The 20,928-nt window shown below is 39.8% G+C and carries 20 protein-coding genes; 5 read left to right on the top strand and 15 right to left on the bottom strand.

Going from position 1 to position 20,928, the window contains the following annotated elements; translation table 11 throughout:
* Positions 1-36 precede the first annotated feature (36 nt).
* Entirely contained in the window at positions 37-1,704 is a 1,668-nt protein-coding gene (locus tag GHI45_RS00690; RefSeq protein WP_147779452.1) for a polysaccharide biosynthesis protein, read from the bottom strand.
* Between the two features lie 64 nt (positions 1,705-1,768).
* On the opposite strand from GHI45_RS00690, the gene GHI45_RS00685 reads away from it, so the two are divergent.
* Positions 1,769-3,220, top strand: a complete 1,452-nt coding sequence (locus tag GHI45_RS00685) for a UDP-N-acetylmuramoyl-L-alanyl-D-glutamate--L-lysine ligase (RefSeq protein WP_147779236.1) — start codon at positions 1,769-1,771, stop codon at positions 3,218-3,220.
* Positions 3,221-3,272: 52 nt separating this feature from the next.
* On the opposite strand, the gene GHI45_RS00680 is transcribed toward GHI45_RS00685, so the two are convergent.
* Together GHI45_RS00680 and adhP are read right to left on the bottom strand one after the other, a co-directional pair.
* The gene (locus GHI45_RS00680) at positions 3,273-3,530 is read right to left on the bottom strand and encodes a hypothetical protein (protein ID WP_147779235.1); all 258 of its coding nucleotides are present in this window, start codon (positions 3,528-3,530) and stop codon (positions 3,273-3,275) included.
* A gap of 32 nt (positions 3,531-3,562) precedes the next feature.
* The gene (gene adhP, locus GHI45_RS00675) at positions 3,563-4,588 is read right to left on the bottom strand and encodes an alcohol dehydrogenase AdhP (protein ID WP_147779234.1); all 1,026 of its coding nucleotides are present in this window, start codon (positions 4,586-4,588) and stop codon (positions 3,563-3,565) included.
* 195 nt (positions 4,589-4,783) lie between these two features.
* On the opposite strand from adhP, the gene recQ reads away from it, so the two are divergent.
* A complete protein-coding gene (recQ, locus tag GHI45_RS00670; RefSeq protein ID WP_147779233.1) occupies positions 4,784-6,562 on the top strand; it encodes a DNA helicase RecQ in 1,779 nt (592 codons plus the stop codon).
* A 308-nt stretch (positions 6,563-6,870) separates the two neighbouring features.
* Here the strand turns inward: recQ and pepT are convergent, their stop codons facing one another.
* From pepT to GHI45_RS00655, 3 genes are read right to left on the bottom strand one after another with little or no spacing between them, the layout of a single operon-like run.
* The gene (pepT, locus tag GHI45_RS00665) at positions 6,871-8,112 is read right to left on the bottom strand and encodes a peptidase T (protein WP_147779232.1); all 1,242 of its coding nucleotides are present in this window, start codon (positions 8,110-8,112) and stop codon (positions 6,871-6,873) included.
* 34 nt (positions 8,113-8,146) lie between these two features.
* On the bottom strand, positions 8,147-8,935 hold the full coding sequence (locus tag GHI45_RS00660; RefSeq protein ID WP_147779231.1) for a DUF1803 domain-containing protein: 789 nt from the start codon (positions 8,933-8,935) through the stop codon (positions 8,147-8,149).
* A 36-nt stretch (positions 8,936-8,971) separates the two neighbouring features.
* Complete coding sequence (locus tag GHI45_RS00655; RefSeq protein ID WP_147779230.1) at positions 8,972-9,916, bottom strand: manganese-dependent inorganic pyrophosphatase; 945 nt, start codon at positions 9,914-9,916, stop codon at positions 8,972-8,974.
* 381 nt (positions 9,917-10,297) lie between these two features.
* Here GHI45_RS00655 and GHI45_RS00650 point away from each other — a divergent pair, with 381 nt between their 5' ends.
* Positions 10,298-12,073, top strand: a complete 1,776-nt coding sequence (locus GHI45_RS00650; protein ID WP_147779229.1) for a L,D-transpeptidase family protein — start codon at positions 10,298-10,300, stop codon at positions 12,071-12,073.
* Between the two features lie 49 nt (positions 12,074-12,122).
* Here GHI45_RS00650 and GHI45_RS00645 read toward each other — a convergent pair whose 3' ends face one another.
* The 3 genes from GHI45_RS00645 to tig all read right to left on the bottom strand — a co-directional run bounded on the left by GHI45_RS00645 (position 12,123) and on the right by tig (position 14,915).
* Positions 12,123-12,440, bottom strand: a complete 318-nt coding sequence (locus GHI45_RS00645) for a role in replication (protein ID WP_147779228.1) — start codon at positions 12,438-12,440, stop codon at positions 12,123-12,125.
* A gap of 103 nt (positions 12,441-12,543) precedes the next feature.
* Positions 12,544-13,326, bottom strand: a complete 783-nt coding sequence (gene pflA, locus GHI45_RS00640; RefSeq protein WP_187230058.1) for a pyruvate formate-lyase-activating protein — start codon at positions 13,324-13,326, stop codon at positions 12,544-12,546.
* Positions 13,327-13,631: 305 nt separating this feature from the next.
* Positions 13,632-14,915 (bottom strand): trigger factor, encoded by a 1,284-nt coding sequence (gene tig, locus GHI45_RS00635; protein WP_147779226.1) that lies wholly within the window; start codon positions 14,913-14,915, stop codon positions 13,632-13,634.
* Positions 14,916-15,185: 270 nt separating this feature from the next.
* Between tig and GHI45_RS00630 the strand changes: the two genes are divergently transcribed.
* On the top strand, positions 15,186-16,412 hold the full coding sequence (locus tag GHI45_RS00630) for an MFS transporter (RefSeq protein WP_147779225.1): 1,227 nt from the start codon (positions 15,186-15,188) through the stop codon (positions 16,410-16,412).
* Positions 16,413-16,425: 13 nt separating this feature from the next.
* On the opposite strand, the gene GHI45_RS00625 is transcribed toward GHI45_RS00630, so the two are convergent.
* The 6 genes from GHI45_RS00625 to GHI45_RS00600 all read right to left on the bottom strand — a co-directional run bounded on the left by GHI45_RS00625 (position 16,426) and on the right by GHI45_RS00600 (position 20,126).
* Positions 16,426-16,617, bottom strand: a complete 192-nt coding sequence (locus GHI45_RS00625; protein WP_147779224.1) for a DNA-directed RNA polymerase subunit beta — start codon at positions 16,615-16,617, stop codon at positions 16,426-16,428.
* The gene (murA, locus tag GHI45_RS00620; protein WP_147779223.1) at positions 16,617-17,900 is read right to left on the bottom strand and encodes a UDP-N-acetylglucosamine 1-carboxyvinyltransferase; all 1,284 of its coding nucleotides are present in this window, start codon (positions 17,898-17,900) and stop codon (positions 16,617-16,619) included. The genes GHI45_RS00625 and murA overlap by 1 nt, the downstream gene beginning before the upstream one ends.
* Before the next feature lie 101 nt (positions 17,901-18,001).
* On the bottom strand, positions 18,002-18,775 hold the full coding sequence (locus GHI45_RS00615) for an inositol monophosphatase family protein (RefSeq protein WP_147779451.1): 774 nt from the start codon (positions 18,773-18,775) through the stop codon (positions 18,002-18,004).
* Positions 18,756-19,034 (bottom strand): UPF0223 family protein, encoded by a 279-nt coding sequence (locus tag GHI45_RS00610; RefSeq protein ID WP_147779222.1) that lies wholly within the window; start codon positions 19,032-19,034, stop codon positions 18,756-18,758. Before GHI45_RS00610 ends, GHI45_RS00615 begins: the two co-directional genes overlap by 20 nt.
* 2 nt (positions 19,035-19,036) lie before the next feature.
* On the bottom strand, positions 19,037-19,426 hold the full coding sequence (gene spx, locus GHI45_RS00605; protein WP_147779221.1) for a transcriptional regulator Spx: 390 nt from the start codon (positions 19,424-19,426) through the stop codon (positions 19,037-19,039).
* 175 nt (positions 19,427-19,601) lie between these two features.
* Entirely contained in the window at positions 19,602-20,126 is a 525-nt protein-coding gene (locus GHI45_RS00600) for an SLOG family protein (RefSeq protein WP_147779220.1), read from the bottom strand.
* An 85-nt stretch (positions 20,127-20,211) separates the two neighbouring features.
* Between GHI45_RS00600 and recU the strand changes: the two genes are divergently transcribed.
* On the top strand, positions 20,212-20,901 hold the full coding sequence (recU, locus tag GHI45_RS00595; protein WP_147779219.1) for a Holliday junction resolvase RecU: 690 nt from the start codon (positions 20,212-20,214) through the stop codon (positions 20,899-20,901).
* Positions 20,902-20,928: the final 27 nt, after the last annotated feature.

The following is a 20,928-nucleotide window of genomic DNA, read 5'->3' as shown; positions in this document are numbered from 1 at the left end:
CATAAAAAAGCCTTTTCAGGCTTTTCATTCTCATTTTTAGATATGCAATTTGCGGCGTAAGCTCTTGCCTTTTTCGCCGAACCATTTTTCCAAAAGTCCAAGCTGTGCGGCCAGATATAGATAAACATAAAAGCCAGCACCACCACTCAAAGCAAGGATAATTGCAGAAGCCATTCGTCCTGGTCTTTTCCCAAAGAACATGCCCAAAATGCTTTCTACAATAATGACGACAATCGCCATAATCAAAGTCAATAAGGCTGCGCCCTGAATACCACGAACGGTATTTTTGACAGAGAAATTAGTCAAGCGTTTGAGTTTGCGAATGAAGAGATAATCTCCAAAGACAAAGGCAATGGTCGTTGCAATCAGTGGGCCATAGCTATGGAAGAGCCAAATCATTGGCACTTGTAAAATCAATTTCACAACCAACATTTCCACGAAAAATTTCATGGCCAAGCGTTTGTGATCCATGACGGACAATGGTGGATAAACCAACATGTAAAGTCCAAGTAAGAAACTTTGTAAAACCGTAAAGACAAATAAAGCAATTTGGAAAGTCGATGGAATTTGATAAAACAAGGTATAAATCGGTTTTGTCAGCAATGACATACCAATAATTGCAGGCAACATAAAGCCAACATACAATTGGAAATTGTAGCCGACTAGCGTTGACAAGGCTTGCTTATTGCCCCGCACATAATGCTCTGTAATCAATGGGTCAGAAACAGAACCTAAAGTCAAAGCAACGCCTAAGAGAAGCAAAGTTAATTTATCCGTATTGGCAGAAAAATAACTCAAATAATCCATTAAAGTGCTGTGACTAAAGCTCGTAAACATCGGCATAAAGTGCATAAAAGTCGAGTTATCAATCAAGCGGAAAACTTGTGTTGCAGATCCTAAGACAATAAAGGGAACGGCTGTTCTCATCGTCTCTTTCATGACTTGCATGGGATTGATTTTACTTCTGGCAGGACCAGGCGAAATCAGATGTTTCAGATTTCCTGATTTCCAAAGGTAGAAAATCAACACAGCGTAGGAAGCAATCATTCCGATAAATGCAGCCAACGTGGACTGTGTAACGGCAGCTTGCCAGTTTCCTGAACCAAGTTTCATGATGGCAAAAGCTGTTACCAACATCCAAATGATCCGCACCACTTGCTCACAAAGTTGGCTAATGGCATAGGCTTTCATTTGATTGAGCCCTTGGAAATAGCCTCGAATAACGGACATGGACGGGAAAAGTAAGATGGCGAGCGACAAACTCCGAATGACTGGAACCAATGCAGCACTTCCGCCAAGTAGATTGGCTAATGGCGCCGCAAACACCGACATGATAACGGCAAAGAAAACGCCTAAAATCGTCATAATGCCAAGCATTTGTCTGACCAAACGATAACTCATGTTGGGGTCGCCAAGCGTGTTATAACGCGCTACTTCTCGTGCAACCGCAGAAGGAATACCAACAGTTGAAATCAACAAAAAGAGGGCATAAATATTGTATCCCATACTATAAAGTGCATTGGCTTGGTTACCGGCTTGCCCCATCCAAGCATACCAAGGGATGATGTAAACAACCCCCAACACCTTTCCTAACATATCAGCACCTGTTCGCCAAGCGGTACCCGAAAGCATCTGAGCTTTCGCTTTTGTGGCACCTTGTTGAGCAGTGAGGGCTGAATTTTCTATCTCTTCAATCTGTTCTATATTTTCCATTCCTCTATTTTACCCTAATTTAGCTTTTTTTCAAAGAAAATATTATAATAAAGATATGATAAGTTTACTACAAATTCTTGAAATCTTGAAACAAGATAACAATTTTAGAGAAATTGTTCTTGAAAATGACTACTACTACACTGTCAGCACTGACACATTTTTTAATCGCCTGTCCTACGACAGCCGTAAAACAGACGACCAGACTTTATTTTTTGCCAAAGGAATTAACTTTAAAAGAGATTATTTGGCAGATTTGACCATTCCTTTTTATATTTCTGAAACCGACTATGAAGTTGATATTCCTGCCATCATTGTCAGCAATGTCAAACGGGCCATGAGTTTAATTGCTCAAGCTTTTTACGGTCGTCCTCAGGACAAGTTGAAAATCCTTGCCATCACTGGAACCAAAGGAAAAACAACATCAGCTTATTTTGCCAAATCCATCTTGGATGAGATGAATGGTGGGAAAACGGCGCTCTTATCTACTGCCCAAACCACATTGGACGGCAAACATTATTTCAAGTCAGAACTGACAACACCAGAAAGTCTTGATTTGATTGATATGATGAGCCAAGCAGTTGCCAATGGCATGACCCATTTGGTCATGGAAGTATCGAGCCAAGCATACAAAACCGAACGTGTTTACGGCTTAGACTTTGACGTCGCTGGTTTTACCAACTTCTTCCCAGACCATATTGGTGCCAATGAACATCCAACCATGGAAGACTACTTTTACTGTAAAAGTATGCTGATTGAACATGCACGTTATTTTGTTGCCAATCATGAAATGAGTCATTTCAATTTGGTCGAACAAAAATTGCAAGCCTTTAATGTGCCTGCGGATTTTTACGGACAAGGGTCAGAAAATATCATTACTGACAGCGGTCAATTTGATTTTGTCACAAGTGGTAAAATCGCTGGACATTTTGACATTCGCCTCTTAGGACGTTTCAATCAAGAAAACGCCTTGGCCACTGCATTGATGACATCACACCTGGGAGCAAGCCTTGACCAAATTCGTGAAGGCCTCAAAAAAGCTGTCGTTCCTGGACGCATGGAATTACTCACAGCAAACAACGGCGCCCACATTTATGTGGACTATGCACACAATGGTGTCTCATTGAAAAATTTGGTTCAAGTGGTTGAAGAACATCACACAGGAAAATTGATTCTAGTCCTTGGTTCTACTGGAAATAAAGGCGAAAGCCGTCGTAAAGACTTTGGGGACGTGATTGAAGCACACCCTCGCCTTGATGTTGTTTTGACAACCGACGACTCCAACCGTGAAGACCCTGCTGTCATCGCTGACGAAATTGCCAGTCATGTGAGCAGAAAAGTTGATTTCGTCAAAGACCGTGAACTTGCCATAAAAGAAGCCATTTCAAGAAGCCACACGGCAGATGACGCAGTCATCATCGCAGGAAAAGGAACGGATAAATTCCAACTTTATATGGGAAAACGCGAACCTTATCTTGGAGATACGGCGGCGGCTGAAAAATATTTGTAAATCAAAAAACGACTTTGACAGTCGTTTTTTTCATCTTATTTTTTCAACATTATCAATCAGGAAAGGCATTGACAACAGCTAAAATCCGTTGCAACTCCGCATGCGTTTCATAATTGACGGTATCAGAATGAAGCAAGGTGCTGAGTTGACGACCAGTATAACCTGCTTTGGTTCCAACAGTATCAATATCCAAGTTTTTTTCTTTCATCTTGTACAAAATGGCACGTTTGAAATTATTTGTGATTTCTTCTTGCTTAAACTCTGACAAACGGTGAAATTCTTCGCTGGTATAATTGATTAATGACTCCATATAAAGATACTCCTTTTCAATATTTTCAGATTTTATTTTGTAAAATCAATGACCATACGTCCTTCTATTTTTCCTGCTTTCATTTCGTCAATGATGGCATTGACATCAGAAAGTGGGCGTGTGGCAACGATTGGTGTAACCAATCCTTGACGGCCAAATTCAAATGCTTCTTCAAGATCAAGACGTGTTCCGACAAGAGAACCCGCAACTTCAACACCGTCAAATACCGTTGTTGGAATTGACAATGACATGTCTGAATTAGGAAGGGCAACGGCAACCATTTTCCCCATTGGACGAAGGCAATGAACGGCTTGTTCAAAGGCAACACGCGCAACTGCGCAAACTACAGAAGCGTTTGCACCAAGTCCGCCAGGTGTATTTTCTTTGATGGCTTTGATCGGATCAACTTCTGCCGAATTGATAATCACATCGGCACCGATTTTCTTAGCCAAATCTAGTTTTGGTTGGTTAATATCAACAACAATGACTTTTGCATTAAAGACATTTTTGGCATATTGAATGGCCAAGTTTCCAAGTCCACCTGCACCGAAAATGACGATTGGTTGACCTGGCTTAATGCCTGAAACTTTGATGGCCTTGTAAGTTGTTACACCAGCACAAGTGATTGATGAGGCTTTAACTGGGTCAAGTCCTTCTGGAACTTTCACGGCATAATCAGCTGTGACAATTGCTTCTTCAGCCATTCCGCCATCGACGCTATAACCAGCATTCTTAACTTCACGACAAAATGTTTCGTTACCTGAAACGCAATATTCACAGTGTCCACAACCTTCAAAGAACCAAGCGACAGAAACACGATCCCCGATTTTGAGTGACTTCACATCGCTACCAATTTCGGTCACAATCCCAATTCCTTCGTGACCGAGGACTGTTCCAGCCATATTGCCATAATCCCCCGCTGCAACGTGAAGGTCTGTGTGGCAGACACCACAATATTCCATTTTGAGTTTGGCTTCATTTGCTTTGATGGGACGAAGTTCTTTTTCAACGATATCGGCATAGCCGTCTGGGTTTTGTCTTACTACTGCTGCTTTCATTTTGAAAATCTCCTTATATTATCTTTATTTTGTTGACTGTTTAATGACAAAAATTCAGTAATTAGTTTGTGATTTCACTAACTTATTTAATTTTATTATACGCTTTCATTTTTATTTTTTCAAGTTTTATCTGATTTTTAATTCAAAAATTAAGAATGATTTCTTTTTTCATTTCTTTCACGTATAATAGGAGTGATGAACTTAGAAAAAGCGTTAAAAGAAAATTTTGGTTACGACTCCTTTCGGGCGGGCCAAAAACAAATTATTGAACAAATTTTAGCAGGAGTTGACAGTTTAGGCATTCTGCCGACTGGTGCAGGAAAGTCGATTTGTTATCAACTACCAGCTCTTTTACTGGATGGGGTAACTTTGGTCATTTCGCCCTTGATTAGTCTGATGAAAGACCAGGTTGACCAACTCAATGTAGCAGGTATTCCAGCTACTTTTATCAATTCAACCCTTGATGAATTTGAGACTCAAAATCGCATGATGCAAGTCGAACAAGGCCACGTCAAAATCTTATTCGTTGCTCCTGAACGCTTTGAAATGACCAGTTTCAACATTTTTCTCAAGCAACTCCCCATTGAACTGGTTGCCATTGACGAAGCCCATTGTATCAGTCAATGGGGGCATGATTTTAGACCATCTTATGTCGAATTTGCCCATCATTTACGCGATTTGCCGACGCAGCCAACGCTTTTGGCACTGACAGCTACCGCAACGCCACTTGTCAGTCGTGACATTCAGCAACTTCTGTCCATCAGCGCTGACAACACTGTCCAAACTGGCTTTTTACGTGAAAATCTTCGCTTTGAAGTCGTTAAGGGTTCAGATAAACGGACATATCTGCGAAATTACCTCAAAAAACATACCGACCAATCTGGCATTATTTATGCCTCAACGCGAAAAGATGTCGAGAGCATTTGTGAGGCATTAAATAAAGCACATTTCCAAGCGACCATGTACCATGCTGGACTTTCCGAAAAAGTCCGCCAGGCCAATCAAGATGCCTTTCTCTATGACGAAAAGCCAATCATGGTTGCTACTAACGCTTTTGGCATGGGTATTAACAAAAGTAATGTTCGTTTTGTCATTCATTATGGAATTCCGTCAACTATTGAAGCTTATTATCAAGAAGCCGGCCGTGCAGGTCGGGATGGCTTGCCATCCGATGCCATTTTGTTTTATTCGGCAAATGACGTCCGCCTCCGAAATTATTTTATTGAACAATCGGAAGCCGATGAAAGTCACAAGGAAAACGACTATGAAAAGCTCCGCCAAATGCAAGGCTATGCGAATTCTGAAGGCTGTTTGCAACGTTATATTTTACAGTATTTCGGGGATGACGGCGATGATTGTGGCAAATGTCAAAATTGCACTGACCAGCGAGAGAGAGTTGACATCACGATTGAGACACAAAAAGTCCTTTCCTGCGTGATACGAATGCAAGAACGTTTTGGCAAAACCGCAGTCACTCAGGTTCTGGTTGGCTCAAAAAATAAGGCACTTGAACATTGGAATTTTGAAAAACTCTCTACTTTTGGCATTATGAAAGGTATTTCTCAAAAAGCCGTCAGCGAATTAATTGATTTTCTGACCGCAGAAAATTATCTTTCCGTCAGTGTAGGTAAATTTCCATTGCTGAGTGTATCTCCAAAAGGAGCAAAAGTATTGCGGGGACAAGAAAAAGTCTATCGTAAGGCTACACTTATCGCTGACAAAAGGCCTGTCAGTGCTGACAACTTCTCTGAAAGTCTCTTTGAAGAACTTAGAGCGCTCCGCCTTGACATTGCCAAATCAGAGGGCGTACCACCATTCATGATTTTTTCAGACGCCAGTCTCAAAGACATGGCAAGCCGACTGCCTCAGACTCAAGAACAAATGCTTGATGTTTCAGGTGTCGGTCCTGTCAAACTCAAAAAATACGGTCACACCTTTCTTGACAAATTGATTGCATACAAAAAAGCTGAATAAATCAGCTTTTTTATTTTATTCATGTTTTAATACTGTTTAACTTTTAAAAATACGTTAAAAGTTGCTTCGCTGTCGATGCTCGCTACACGAACAAGTTCGTTAGTCGCAGTCGCAAAGTTTGCGTTTTACGCTTAAAACATTTGTCCGTTTGCTTAGTTGCTAAAGCAACAAGAGCAAAAGGCTTAAAACATTTGTCCGTTTGCTTAGTTGCTAAAGCAACAAGAGCAAAAGGCTTGCGCAAGGCAGTATATGTGCAGTTCATCTAATAAAAATACTTTCAGTATTTTTAAAGATGAACTAGTATAAACTTATTTTTCAACTTTGTTGTTTAATTTCATGATTTCAAGCAAAACATCTACTGCTTTTTCCATGGCTTGCAAACTAACAAATTCGTAACGACCGTGCATGTTTTCGCCACCTGCAAAAAGGTTTGGTGTTGGAAGTCCCATGAATGAAATCTTAGAACCGTCTGTTCCACCACGTACGGGTTCGATTTTTGGTTCAATGCCAAGATTTTCCATTGCTTCTCGTGCAATGTCAATAATAGACATGTCTTTTTCAATGATTTGAGCCATGTTGTAATATTGGTCTTTAATGACAACATTGACACGGTCAACACCAAATTCAGCATTCATTTGATCAGCAATTTCAGCCATCAAAGCCTTACGTGCTTCAAATTTTTCTTCCGAATGGTCACGAATAATGTATTGAGCACGCGCTTCTTCAACTGTTCCTTCAAGTTTAGAAAGATGGAAGAAACCTTCACGCCCTTCTGTTTTTTCAGGACGGTCAAACTCAGGCAATTGGGCATGATAATCCATTGCAACTTGGAGGGCATTGACCATAATGTCTTTGGCTGTTCCAGGGTGGACATTTTTACCTTGGAAATCAATCACCGCACCCGCTGCTGAGAATGTTTCATACTCAAGTTCGCCAAGTGGGCCACCATCGACCGTATAGGCAAAATCAACATTAAAATCAGCGACATCAAACAAGTCAGCACCTGTTCCGATTTCTTCATCAGGGCCAAATCCGATACGGATTTCACCATGTTCAAAATCAGGTTCAATGTTCAAAAGATAATCCGCCAAAGTCATGATTTCTGCTACACCTGACTTATCATCAGAACCAAGCAAAGTTGTTCCATCAGTGTGGATCAATGTTTGCCCAGCATAATTTTTAAGATTTGGAAATTCAGCTGGATCAAGCGTGAAACCAGAAGTTCCAAGTTCGATGATGGATTTTCCATCATAATTTTCGAGAATTTGAGGGTTAATTCCAACAGCATTAAAATCAGCCGTGTCCATGTGTGCAATCAAACCGATTTTACGGACATTTTTAGTTGTCGTTGCAGGAATTGTCCCAACAACATAACCATTGCTTTCAAGATAATGAACATCTTTGACACCAATGGCTTTCATTTCTTCGCCCATTTTGTGTGCAAATTCAACGAGTGATGGAACAGAAGGAACGGTCGTTGAGTTTTCATCAGAACGTGTGTTTACTTTAACATAGTCAATAAAACGTGGTAACAATTTTTCGTATTTCATTTGGTTTCCTTTTCACTATAAAAAATTTTTTAGCTCAGCCAATTTCAATCCATGACGCTAATCTTTTACTTTGCTTCAACTGTGCCACAATAAAATCATCTGCCTGTTCAAACTGAACAAGAGCAGGCGACTCGCCTTCAAAGTCAATTAGACAGGCATACTCTTTCTCATTGATTGCTTCAATCAAGCCATATTTTTCAAGAACCTTGACAAAAATATCTGGCTTACTTTTAACCCTGTCTTTTTTTGAAAATTTCAATAAAAAGCTGGTCATGTATTTTAGAGCATAATTGGGATCAGTATCGCCCATGATATGATAAATGCCTTCTTCAAAAGCAGTCAACGGCAGATTTTCAGCAACTTTAATAAAATAATTAGCCAAAGTCGCGGGAACGGTGTCGTCTGTTGGGTTTTCTTTAAAATCAAAACGAGTCGTAAAATGCAGCTTGATTTGATTGATATCATTTTCTAAAATCTGAAAAATGAGAGACTGATTGAGCAGTGTCTCAATCTGACTTCCGCTTTCAACAAAAAACGGACGGTCGTAAGTATTGATTTGAGGAGTACTAGTCTTTTCAAAATTTGACAACTCAAAATCTTCATCAGTGAAAATTTTGAAGCTGTTGCGATAGCGCCGATTTTGACGTTCAATCAAACCAGCAGCAATATAAGCGTCTAACTTACGGTCTAACTTGTCTTCAGCCTTAAAAACGTGATGCAACTGACGCAAATTGACATCGTCAGTCTGAGCTAAATAAGCAATCAAAGATTTGAAAAACGGCTGACGGGTCAGTCGATTTTCATTATATATTGTAATTTTCATGCTTCCTCTCAGAACTCAAGGGTTCTTCAGAAATGCTTAGGCGTTAAAAGCGTCTGTCAATTGTGGTACTACTTGTTTCTTACGTGAAACAGCACCCGCAAGGAAGGCGTGGTCATTGTCAAGTTTAAAGTTAAAAGCAGCTTCAACTTTATCCATGTCCGAACCAAGTGCCAAGATTTCTGAGTTTGAGTTAACGATATCTGTAATCATCAAAACAAAGTCATCAAAGCCACCAGCTGTCATGTAGCTCGTGATTGCAGCTTTAACTTCGTCAAGGCGAGCCAAAACTTCAGGAATATCAACAGTATTGACTTGGGCAACACGGACTTGTTTTCCATTAAGTTCAAATGTTTTAGCGTCAATATCAATCAATTGTTCAGCTGTTTTAGAAGCCAAGTTTGTTCCTGCTTTAAGCATCGCAAGACCGTATTCTTCAAGATTAACACCAGCGATTTTAGCCAATTCTTCAGCCACTTTAAAGTCAGTTGGATGAGTAGTTGGTGATTTCAAAAGCAATGTATCAGAAATCAAACCTGACAACATCATTCCTGCAAGTGCTTTAGGAATTTCAACGCCTTCTTCAAGGAATTTACGATAAACGATTGATGATGCAGAACCAACAGGTTCAACTGTCATGAACAATGGGCTTGCTGTGTGGAAGTTAGCAATACGGTGGTGGTCAACAACACCCATGATTGTTACATCTTCAATATCTGAAATTGATTGTTGGAATTCGTTGTGGTCTGTCAAGATAACAGTGTCCACGCCTTCTTCTTTTGCAGATGTTACGATACGTGGCAATTCAAGACCAAATGTGTCAAGTGCAAATTGAGTTTCTTCGTTGGCAGGGCCAAGTGCAACAACTTCTGTGTTCAATGCAACGTGTTTACGGTGGTTTGACAAGTAGCTAAATGACATTGATGAACCGATAGCGTCAGTGTCTGGTTTTTGATGACCAAAGACTAAAATTTTGTCTGACATGTTTAATACCTCTTTTTAAATTATATTCATTTTTATTATATCAAAAAAGGAAGAACATTTCATACTTTCATTCCTAATAAATTTTGACAGGACTTTCATTTTGTAGTATAATTATTACACAAAGCGAGACAACATGGAAAAAAAATACAAGATGTTCATTGGAGGACTGATGAGTGCTATTTTAATGTCCTTGGTTCTTTTTTTAAATCATATTTTGCCAGATTTCAGACTCATCTGGTTTATTTTTTCGTGATTGCTGGCTTGCTGTGTTATTTGTATTTGGATAAGCATTAAATTTTCAAGAATTATAACGAAAGCATTGCAATATTTCTTTTTTTATGACAAAATAACTGTAGGATATATAATAAGGAGTTTTTAATTATGAAAAGAAAAAAGTTCATCTTATTGGGGCTTTCTTGTCTGCTGGTCAGTCCAATTTTAAGCACGGTCAGCTTGGCAGATGACTTAACCACTTCTTCGTCAGAACTGACAAGTGCATCTTCAAGCTCACTTCCAGATACAACACCAGCTTCTTCAAGCTCAGCGAGTACTTCTAGTTCAACGAGTGCTTCAAGTAGCTCATCTTCTGAACCATCTAGCGCAAGTAGTTCAAGTTCTTCTCTCACTTCGACAAGTTCAGCAACAAATACATCAACTCCCCCATCCGACGCGGGACAAAATCAAAACAGTACGACAGAGCAGAAAGTTCCTCAGGTAGAATACACTGCCCAAGTTCAAAACAAGGGCTGGTTAAGTCCAGTCACTGACGGGACTTCAATGGGAACAAGTGGACAAAGCTTAAGGCTCCAAGCCTTGAAAATCAGTCTGACAAATTTACCCGATGAGATTACCGGCGGCATTGCTTATCAAAGCTACTTGCAAAATTCAGGCTGGCAAGCTGAACGGGCAGACGGAGCTGTATCTGGAGCTCCAAACCAGGCACTTCGAACTGAAGCGGTCAAAATTCGTCTGACTGGCCAACTGGCAAGCCAATATTCTGTTTATTATCGTGTCCATATCCAAAATGCAGGGTGGACAGCTTATGCAAAAGATGGCGCTATTGCTGGTTCTTCTGGAATGGCTTATCGGATTGAAGCCATTCAAATTCAACTGGTCAAAAAAGGAGCAGCTGCTCCTACAGCTAGTGGCAATAAATTTGCTTATTTATATAAACCAACCCTGCAATACCAAGCCCATGTGCAAAATATTGGTTGGCAAGCTCCCGTAAAAGACGGGGCGCTTGCAGGTACTTCCGGGCGTTCACTTCGTGTCGAAGCATTGAAAATCTCCATCCCAAATCAGCCTCAAGGCTTATCTGGAAGTGTCGTTTATCAAACGCAAGTTCAAAATATCGGTTGGCAGTCCGCTGTTTCAAATGGTGCCGTTGCAGGTACTTCAAGACGTGCCCTTCGCCTTGAGACCTTGAATGTCAAGTTAACTGGCGATCTGGCAAAATATTTTGATATTCAATACACGACACATGTACAAAGTCTAGGTTGGCTAGGTTGGGCTAAAAATGGAGCAAACTCTGGAACTAGTTCACTCAGCTTGCGGGCAGAAGGATTTAAAATCAAACTGGTTCCTAAGGGAACAGCCCAATCTGGTAGCACAGCCAATGCTTACCTGTCAGGAAAATCAAATTCTGGCTATAAAAAAATCAACGGAAGCACCTTCCATTTGAGTCCAGGCAGTCTGATTAAGATGACGCCAATGACAGGTGCTTACTGGAATTTGCCATCAAGTCAAAAGGCATATCCTAACTTGAGAAATTATTCAAACATTTCCATTTATGTTAATAAATCAGAACAAAGACTTTACGTTAAATCTAACAACCAAGTTCTCTTTATCATGTACACCTCGACTGCTAAAGCAAGTTTAGGCGTTACCCCTTCTGGTAATTTTGCTGTTCAAGCAGAAAGAGCCCCTTACTTACATGAATACGGCTTTAATATCGCCAAAACATATACATCTTGGAAAGGGCATGGCATTTACCTCTTCCACTCGGTTACACTCAATCCGAACGGTAGCGTCAATGTGGCTGAAGCTCAGCAACTTGGTAGGTCTGGTATGTCCCACGGCTGTATCCGTCTCTCTATCCCAGATGCCCAATGGATTTATTCTAATCTACGCACGGGTGTTCCAGTCATCATCAGATAAAATTAAAAAACTCACACCAGTGAGTTTTTTGTCAGTTCTGACAAGCTTTTTATTCATCGATAGGGCTGTATTTCTTGGCAAATGCTTTTGGGCTAACGATTTTTCCGTTTGTCCGGTCAATAAAATCTCCATCGTCAGCCATGACAACTTCGCCAAAACCAGCGACATAGCCTCCAGCACCGCCAGTCAGACCTGACAAAAGATTTGAGCTTGCGTGTGGCTGAACAAAAGCCATGCGAATCCGTAAACGATTGTCATGCCAAAGAAAATGTTCTCTTTTAAAAGCCTCGACCACCCAGTCAGGACGCGCTCCTGTTTTTGAAACTTCCCAAACCTCGACAACTTGGTTTTTAAATTTTGCAATCATCTTAAAGCCTCACTTTATTTTGATACATTCATTATAAACCCAGATTTTAGGATTTTCATTTTTTTCCCAGATTTGAGAAAAAAACTGTCAGTACTGACAGTTTTTATTTTATTCGTTCTAAATAATCTTGGTAACTTTCGGTATTCATGATTTCTTTGGCATTATGAACGCGGTCTTTTGTAGGCGGCTGTACGCCTTCAAGTTGATATTTCCAGCCCAATTCACGCCATTTAAATTCGCCCATTGTATGATAAGGCAAGATTTCGAATTTCAAGACATTGTTTAAGGTTTTGACAAATTTGCCAAGTTCTACCAAATCTTCATCAAAGTCTGATTCGCCAGGAACCAAGACGTGACGAATCCACATGGCTTTCCCAGAATCTGAAAGATATTGAGCAAATTCTAAGATATTGTCCACTTTATTGGCTGTCAATTCTTTATGACGTTCGGGATTGATTTCTTTCAAGTCGAGCAAGACCAAATCAGTCACTGCAAGTAAGTCATCAATGCGTTCCGTTACATAAGCGTTGGTCTTATAGGGTTGGCCAGCTGTATCCAGCGTCGTGTGAATGCCGAGCTCATGAGCATAAGTAAACAGTGCTGTGACAAAATCAATCTGCAACATGGCTTCACCACCTGAGACCGTAATCCCACCATTTTCGCCCCAAAAACCTTGGAAACGACGTGCTTCTTCCATGACATCTTCCACCGTGCGTTCTGTTGCTTTATCGCTTTTAATCGCCCAAGTATCGGGATTGTGGCAATATTTACAACGCATACGACAGCCTTGGACGAACACAACAAAACGTACCCCAGGGCCATCTACAGTTCCAAAAGTTTCTGTCGAATGAATCATTCCAGTCACTTGCTTATAATCTTCAACCATTTCAGTCTCCAATCCATCGGATTTGCGCCAACAAACCCAATCAATCTAATCTATACTTTCAGTAAAAATCTTAAATTAAAAATTTTGAAAAGTTAATTAAATCACAACCTTACAGACTTATTATACCGCATTTTTCATCAATTCTCAACTCATTTTAGGACTTTTTGACGTTTTTTTCACAAAGTTTAATTACAATGTCATCAACTATTTGATTTTAAGAGTTAGGCGATTTAATCCAAGACTTATCAATAAAATAAAAAAATGATCAGGCTTTGTCAGCACTGACCATTCATTTTATTTCAAAATTATTTTACAACTGCTGATGAAGTGATCAAATCAACAGCTTTCTTAACAGCGATATCGTGTTTCAACATATCAACTGGCAACAAGCTCTTCACTTGTTCAACTGGCATGTTGTATTGAGCTGCAAGGTCAGCGATTTCAGCTTCAACTTCTTCATCAGATGTAGCGAAGTCTTCAGCAGCAGCGATAGCTTCAACAACCAAGTTTGTGCGAACGCGTTTGTCAGCGTCTGCTTCGTATTGTTTGTGAAGGTCATCTTCAGTTTGTCCAGTGATTTGGAAGTACATTTCTGGAGAAATACCTTGTTGTTGCATTCCACCAAGGAATTCGTTCATCGCGCGATGAACTTCTTCGTGAATCATTTCTTCTGGGATTTCAACGATTTCAGCAGCAGCTACAGCAGCATCAATAGCAGCAGTTTCTACAGCGTCATCAAAAGCTTCAGCTTTTTGTTCAGTCAATTCTTTGCGGAATTTTTCTTTCAATTCGTCCAAAGTTTCAACTTCTTCGTCGATGTCTTTTGCCAATTCGTCGTCAAGCTCAGGAACTTCTTTAGTCTTAACTTCATGAACTGTTGTTGCAAAGATAGCATCTTTACCAGCCAAATCAGCTGCTTGGTAATCTTCAGGGAAAGTTACTTTAACTTCTACTTCGTCACCAGCTTTAGTGCCAACCAATTGTTCTTCGAAGCCAGGAATGAATTGACCGCTACCAAGTTCAAGACTGTGGTTAGAAGCTTTTCCGCCTTCGAATTCAACGCCGTCAACTGAACCAGCAAAGTCGATAACAACTGTATCGCCGTTTGCAGCAACGTCTTCTTTAACAACAAGTTCAGCAAGGTTATTTTGGCTCGCAGCCAAACGTGCTTCAACATCAGCATCAGTTACTTCTTTAGAAAGTTCTACTGAAACTTCAAGACCTTTGTAGTCGCCAAGTTTAACTTCAGGTTTAACAACAACTTCAGCAGTCAATTCCCAGTCAGAACCTTTTTCCATCTTTTTAACATCGATTTTTGGTTGTGCAACTGGTTCGATAGCTGCAACTTTAACAGCAGCATCGTAAGCTTCAGGAAGTACAGCGTTCAAAGCTTCTTCGTACAAAGCTTCTTCACCGTACATACGGTTAAACATTTGACGAGAGATTTTACCTTTACGGAAACCTGGAACAGCGATGTTCCCTTTTACTTTATTAAATGCTTTATCAAGACCATTTTTGATTGTTTCTTGGTCGATTGAAAATGAAAGTGTACCATTGTTAACACCAGTTTTTTCAAAACTTGCAGTCATTTTTAGATTCTCCTTATTTTAGGGGCCTTTGTCAGTAAACCTTTTCCTTATTTATAAACAAGTTCGGCACTTTTTCCCCCTAGAATTTCATACCTTTCAAGAATAGCATAAAAAACCTTATATTTCAAGTCTTTACGACAGTTCTTTCTTATGAAATTCGAATTATTTTTATCTTTTAATTAAAATATACTAAGATTAAGGACAGCTTAAAATATCGTTCATAACTTTTTAACTATTGACAATAGTTTTTGGAAGTACTATAATGTCGGTATGACTAAAAAAAATACAGCCCTCAGCATTGAAGCTGAGGCCAACCGAAATCTTGTTGTTCTTTGGTTTGGCGTATTTATGGCAGGCATGGGCTTCTCCGCTTTTATGCCTTTTTTACCGCTTTATATCGAACAACTCGGACATTTTGATACGGCAACATTAAATATCTTATCGAGTGTTACTTTTGCCATTAGTTTCATCATGACAGCACTCGTTTCTCCTTACTGGGGAAAATTAGCCGACAAATATGGGCGTAAACCCATGCTCATTCGTGCTGCGCTTGGCATGGCCATTGTCATCAGTTTGATGGCTTGCGTGACAAACGTTTGGCAACTGATTGTGTTACGTGCCTTGCAAGGCTTGTTTGGAGGTTTCATCTCCAATGCCACTGCTTTAATTGCTACCCAAACGCCGAAAGCTAAAGCCGGGAGGGCGCTGGGCATCATCGTTACTGGTACCACTTCAGGTCAGTTGATTGGCCCTTTACTCGGCGGCATTATTTCTTCCATGTTTTCTTACCGTGGCACTTTTCTCATCACTGGTTTCTTTCTTTTCGTCGTTACGATTTTAGTCATCTTTGCAGTGACAGAAAATCACAAACCAACCGAACTTGTCAGCAATGACAAACAAGTTGCCAGCCATTCTTTTAAAGATTTACCCAATAAAAATCTTTTGATTGGCATGTTCATCACAACGATGGTTATCCAAATCGTCAATACTTCCATCAATCCAATCATGGCACTCTTTGTTCGTGAAATCAATCATACCTCATGGAACACAACCTTGCTCGTCGGAATAATCGCTGCCCTGCCAGGAATTTCAACCATTATCGCCGCACCACGTTTTGGAAAAATCGGAGATAAAATCGGCCCTCAATACGTTTTGATTGGCGGATTTATACTGGCCTTCATTGTTCAAATTCCGACAGCATTTGTCAGTAGCATTTTTGTACTCATGCTCCTTCGCTTTATGATTGGGATTTCCGATGCCGCTATGTTACCTCAGATCAATTCGTTGATGACAAAATCATCGCCAAGTGAAATGACCAGTCGCATTTTTGCTTACAATCAATCCTTCATGTCTCTCGGCGGTGTCTTTGGCCCACTGATTGGGGCTTATGTTGCTAATACTTGGGGTTACCGAGCAATTTTCATCACGGGTGCTTTGTTTATCGTGGCTAACTTTTTACACTTTTTAACAACAGCAAAACAAATCAAAAAAAAATAAAAGGCTAGGCCTTTTATTTTTTTGGATTTAATTTTGTCATAACGTCTTGCCATAAGGATTGATCAAAAATACGTATGGCATTTCCGCCACCAAGCACGCCGTAGCCGAGCATTAAGCCAAAGATAACTGCTGCAACCAACAAAATCAAGACGAGCAGCAACAAAGATATTCTCACTCCTAAAAATTTTATGGTCTTTTTAAACATTAGTCTTCCTCGTTTTCGTCAGCTTTGACACGTTCAATATTTGCCCCCAAAGCTTTCAATTTTTCGTGGAATTTATAATAGCCACGATCCAAATGATTGAGTTTAAACACTTCTGTTTGCCCTTGAGCAACCAGTCCAAGTAAAATCAAAGCTGCTGACGCACGTAAATCCGTTGATTTAACGGCTGCGCCTTGAAGTTGTTTTGTTCCCTCAATCAATGCTGTATTGCGTGTGATTTCTACATTCAAGCCCATTCGGCGCATTTCTTCAAGATGTTGGAAACGATTTTCAAAGACCGTTTCAATCATGGTTGATTCGCCTTCAGCAACTGCTTGAGCAGCAGTCATTTGTGATTGCATATCTGTCGGAAAACCTGGGTGTGGCAAAGTTTTAACCGTTGTCGCTTTTAAGCGTTCCGGCCCAACCACACGAATTCCGTTTGCTTCTTCTGTAAATTTAACGCCCATTTCAGTCAATTTAGAAATTAAAGGACGATTGTGTTCTGAGATGGCGTCTTTAATCAAGACATTTCCGTGTGTCATCGCTGCAGCGACCATAAACGTTCCTGCTTCAATTCGGTCTTGAACAACCGCGTGTTTTGCACCGTGCATTGACTTGACACCCTTAATAATGATGGTATCTGTTCCTGCACCTTTAACATTAGCCCCCATTTTGTTTAAGAGGTTTGCCAAATCAACAATTTCAGGTTCACGCGCTGCATTTTCAAGCGTCGTAGTACCGTCAGCCAGTGTTGCTGCCATAATCAAGTTTTGTGTCGCACCTACAGATGGGAAATCCATGTAGATTTGAGCCCCTTTGAGATGGTCTGCCTTTGCTTCAATATAGCCTGCATTTTGCGTGATTGTTGCACCCATTAATTCGAAACCTCGGAGATGCAAATCAATCGGACGCGAGCCGATTGAGCAGCCACCTGGCATTGAAACACGTGCATGTCCGTTTCTTGCAAGAATTGGCCCCATCACAACAATTGAGGCGCGCATCTTACTGACATATTCGTATGGTGCTTTAATTTCGATTGTTTTTCCTGCTTTAGCGTGGATTGTTTTCTTTTCTTGGTCAAATGCTAAGTCAACACCTAAATGTTCAACCAAGTTATTCATCATAAAAACATCGCTCAAGATGGGAACATTGCTTAAGACCACTTCGCCTTCACTTGGGAGCAATGTTGCTGCAAGCAGAGGAAGAACGGCATTTTTAGCACCTTCAATCTCAACTTCACCTTGAAGTCGTGTATTGCCACCTTTTACAATAATTTTATCCATTTCAATATTTCCCTTCGGTTCGCTTTCAAATGTAAATAATACCCAAACATTTGACCTGCTTAAAAGCTTATTTATTATAACATAAAAAATGTTTCGGTCAATTAGAAGTTGTCTTGTTTCATTTTTTCTTGGACTTCATCAAGCAAATCTGCAGGCACTGTATAAATCATTTGCCGCCCATCAAATCGAGGCGCTTGCCCATCTAATGCTTTTGTAACAAAGCCCAATTTATCTGTGATTAACTGCCCTGCAGCATAATCCCAAACCTGCAAATTGCTAAAATAGCCCATCATTTTACCTTCAATCAGCTCGGTATAACTAATGCCAGCCGAACCGCATGACCGAACGCCAAGTGTATTGAGACTCAGCGTCAAGAGACCACCTGTATTGGTTCGATACATGTAGGCATTGACCCCAATCAAACTTTGACTAAGCTGATATTTCTTTTGAGTGAGCTTGACCTTATCACGATAAGCGTCGTTCTCATCACACCAATAAAGTTTGTTTTTCATGACATCAAGAATGATGCCAAATTTTCCAATACCATATTCATAATAGGCAAGCATAATCGCAAACTTGTCCTTTTGCACAATGAAATTTGTTGTCCCATCAATAGGGTCTAAAATCCACAAATGTGGAATGTCAACAGAAAAAGTCAGACTCTTCTTATCCTCTTCCGCCAAAATCAAATCTTCTGGAAAATCACTCAAAATATACCCTACAATCAACTCTTGCACGGCAGTATCAAAATTCGTCACCAAATCATCATGTCTTGATTTTTCGGTTATTTCCATTGGATTTGAAAGATTGTCTCTTAAAAAAATTCCAGCTTCTTGAACCCATTGTTTAGCTCGTTCAAGCTTGATGGCTGACATATTTTTTTTCACTTGCTTTGACTTCCTTTACTGCTTCATAAATAGAATAGCCACTTGCTTGTTCAAATTCACGCCCAATTTGCTTTTCTTGCATTTTTGAAGGAACAATTTCTTTAAATGCTGTGTAATGTGCTAAAAAATCAGCACATTCAATTTTTGCTTCATAATATTTTTCGACCTGATTTAAAAATGAAAGCACCACTGTCATCTCAGCAGTACTCCATGTCAAATCTATCGGATATGAATAATTCTCTTTCATCCTTATTTCCTTATCGAACTAGACATTTCGGCACGACGATAATCCCGAGGCAAAAAGGCGCGGATTTCATCTTCATTGAAACCAATCTGCAGGCGTTTTTCGTCAGTAATGATAGGACGACGCAACAAATTGGGGAACTCTGACACGAGGTCAATCAGTTCATTGATGGTTAAATTATCAACATCAACAGCCAATTTTTGAAAAACTTTGGAACGGGTTGAAATAATATCTTCAGTCCCGTTTTCTGTCTTGGTCAAAATCTTTCTTAAATCATCCGGTGTCAATGGTTGAGTCAAGATATTGTGTTCTATATATGGAACTTTATGACTTTGTAGCCAGGCACGTGCCTTTCGGCAACTCGTACATGAAGGAGACAAATACAAATCAATCACTTTTTTTGATCCTACTCTCTTCTGTTTTTTTATAGCTTTCCAAATGATTTTGGAAAGAAAATAGATTAAAACGTCCTTCAAAAAATGAGCCAACGTTTTAGATACTTTTTTCTATTATATCAAAATTGTTGTAGCAAAAAAAGTGCAAATGAAAAAAAATGAAAATAATTTTCTTTTATTCGTTCATGTCTTCAAATATTTCTTGCAAATCTTCAAAATTGAGAAGGTCGAGTTCATAATCTTCCGTTGCACGCATTTTATCTACCAAATAATGCAAACGTGTTTCATTTTCCTCGTCATAAAAGACAAAGGCGCCTTCGGTATTTTCCAGTAGAAATTCATTATACTGACGAAATTGAGACGGATTTTGATAATCTTCATAGGCATATTTGACAAAATCAACGGTCTTAAATGCTGCTAATTTTTGTTGATTGGCTTCGTTCCATTTTTTGCCATGTGTTTCAAAATCAAAAATCGTCGAAATGTTGAAGGGATACTCTTTTTGCAGTTCCTTTGCCTCGAGTAAAGCCCAGTATTCAAAGTCCATTGAACCTGTGAAAACAAGCCATTTTAAGCCATTTTCAAGATAGGCAATCAGGCGCTTGCGAATGGCCTTTTTTATGACGGTTATTTTTAAGTCCTTTTCGTCAAAAATGCCAAGGTCAAAACTACTGTATCCTGTGATTAAAAGTGCGTCCATTTATGTGATATCCCCGCTAAACTATGCTATAATAAACATTATACTACAAGTCTTAAATGAAAAAAAAAGAGAACAGGAGGTCAAGATGATAAAATATCCAAATGGCATTTCACGCCCTATCAGAAAAAGCGTGAAAACAGCGCCTGTCAAAGCGTCCATTCCGGATAAAAGTCCAACAGTTTCGCTAGAAAATCGGCTGAAATTGATCAAAAGACCTTCTGTCAGTGCTGACAAGACCTCAAATAAGGTCGAATTCGGTAAGCGAGGCATGAATTTTGAAGCTGAAATCAACGAGACCAATAATTATTATTTGAGTCGCGGGCTTGCGGTCATTCACAAAAAGCCGACGCCCATTCAGATTGTTAAAGTGGATTATCCAAAACGAAGTCGCGCTAAAATCACAGAAGCTTACTTCAAACAGGCGTCAACGACAGACTATTCAGGCGTTTGGCAGGGGAAATATATTGACTTTGAAGCCAAAGAAACCCAGCAGAAAACTGTTTTTCCGCTGAAGAATTTCCATGAGCATCAAATCGTTCACATGGAACGTGTTCTAAAACAGGGCGGAATTGCCTTTGTTTTGCTTCATTTTGCTACACTTGGTAAAACATATTTACTTCCTTCAGCAAATCTGATAGAATTTTACTATGAGAAGCACGGCTTGAAATCAATTCCACTTCCGTTTATTCAAAAGTTTGGCTACGAAATTCCGTCTGAGCAAATTCCGCGCCTTCCTTATTTAGATATCATAAAAAAACTTTGTGAGGTAAATTAAAATAAATACGTCAAAATCAAAACACAA

The sequence above is a fragment of the Lactococcus sp. dk101 genome (assembly GCF_009601055.1).
Taxonomy (GTDB): domain Bacteria; phylum Bacillota; class Bacilli; order Lactobacillales; family Streptococcaceae; genus Lactococcus.
The sequence above is the reverse complement of the archived record's forward strand: the minus strand, read 5'-3'. Positions and strand labels throughout refer to the sequence as shown.

What these genes read in the sequence shown, in the direction of transcription:
- GHI45_RS00610 (WP_147779222.1), bottom strand. Translation starts at nt 19,034, where the DNA reads ATGAAAGAGAATTATTCATATCCGATAGATTTGACATGGAGTACTGCT.
- GHI45_RS00660 (WP_147779231.1), bottom strand. Translation starts at nt 8,935, where the DNA reads ATGAAAATTACAATATATAATGAAAATCGACTGACCCGTCAGCCGTTT.
- GHI45_RS00650 (WP_147779229.1), top strand. Translation starts at nt 10,298, where the DNA reads ATGAAAAGAAAAAAGTTCATCTTATTGGGGCTTTCTTGTCTGCTGGTC.
- tig (WP_147779226.1), bottom strand. Translation starts at nt 14,915, where the DNA reads ATGACTGCAAGTTTTGAAAAAACTGGTGTTAACAATGGTACACTTTCA.
- pepT (WP_147779232.1), bottom strand. Translation starts at nt 8,112, where the DNA reads ATGAAATACGAAAAATTGTTACCACGTTTTATTGACTATGTTAAAGTA.
- adhP (WP_147779234.1), bottom strand. Translation starts at nt 4,588, where the DNA reads ATGAAAGCAGCAGTAGTAAGACAAAACCCAGACGGCTATGCCGATATC.
- pflA (WP_187230058.1), bottom strand. Translation starts at nt 13,326, where the DNA reads ATGGTTGAAGATTATAAGCAAGTGACTGGAATGATTCATTCGACAGAA.
- GHI45_RS00655 (WP_147779230.1), bottom strand. Translation starts at nt 9,916, where the DNA reads ATGTCAGACAAAATTTTAGTCTTTGGTCATCAAAAACCAGACACTGAC.
- GHI45_RS00625 (WP_147779224.1), bottom strand. Translation starts at nt 16,617, where the DNA reads ATGTTTAAAAAGACCATAAAATTTTTAGGAGTGAGAATATCTTTGTTG.
- GHI45_RS00685 (WP_147779236.1), top strand. Translation starts at nt 1,769, where the DNA reads ATGATAAGTTTACTACAAATTCTTGAAATCTTGAAACAAGATAACAAT.
- recQ (WP_147779233.1), top strand. Translation starts at nt 4,784, where the DNA reads ATGAACTTAGAAAAAGCGTTAAAAGAAAATTTTGGTTACGACTCCTTT.
- recU (WP_147779219.1), top strand. Translation starts at nt 20,212, where the DNA reads ATGATAAAATATCCAAATGGCATTTCACGCCCTATCAGAAAAAGCGTG.
- GHI45_RS00600 (WP_147779220.1), bottom strand. Translation starts at nt 20,126, where the DNA reads ATGGACGCACTTTTAATCACAGGATACAGTAGTTTTGACCTTGGCATT.
- GHI45_RS00630 (WP_147779225.1), top strand. Translation starts at nt 15,186, where the DNA reads ATGACTAAAAAAAATACAGCCCTCAGCATTGAAGCTGAGGCCAACCGA.
- GHI45_RS00615 (WP_147779451.1), bottom strand. Translation starts at nt 18,775, where the DNA reads ATGTCAGCCATCAAGCTTGAACGAGCTAAACAATGGGTTCAAGAAGCT.
- GHI45_RS00680 (WP_147779235.1), bottom strand. Translation starts at nt 3,530, where the DNA reads ATGGAGTCATTAATCAATTATACCAGCGAAGAATTTCACCGTTTGTCA.
- GHI45_RS00645 (WP_147779228.1), bottom strand. Translation starts at nt 12,440, where the DNA reads ATGATTGCAAAATTTAAAAACCAAGTTGTCGAGGTTTGGGAAGTTTCA.
- murA (WP_147779223.1), bottom strand. Translation starts at nt 17,900, where the DNA reads ATGGATAAAATTATTGTAAAAGGTGGCAATACACGACTTCAAGGTGAA.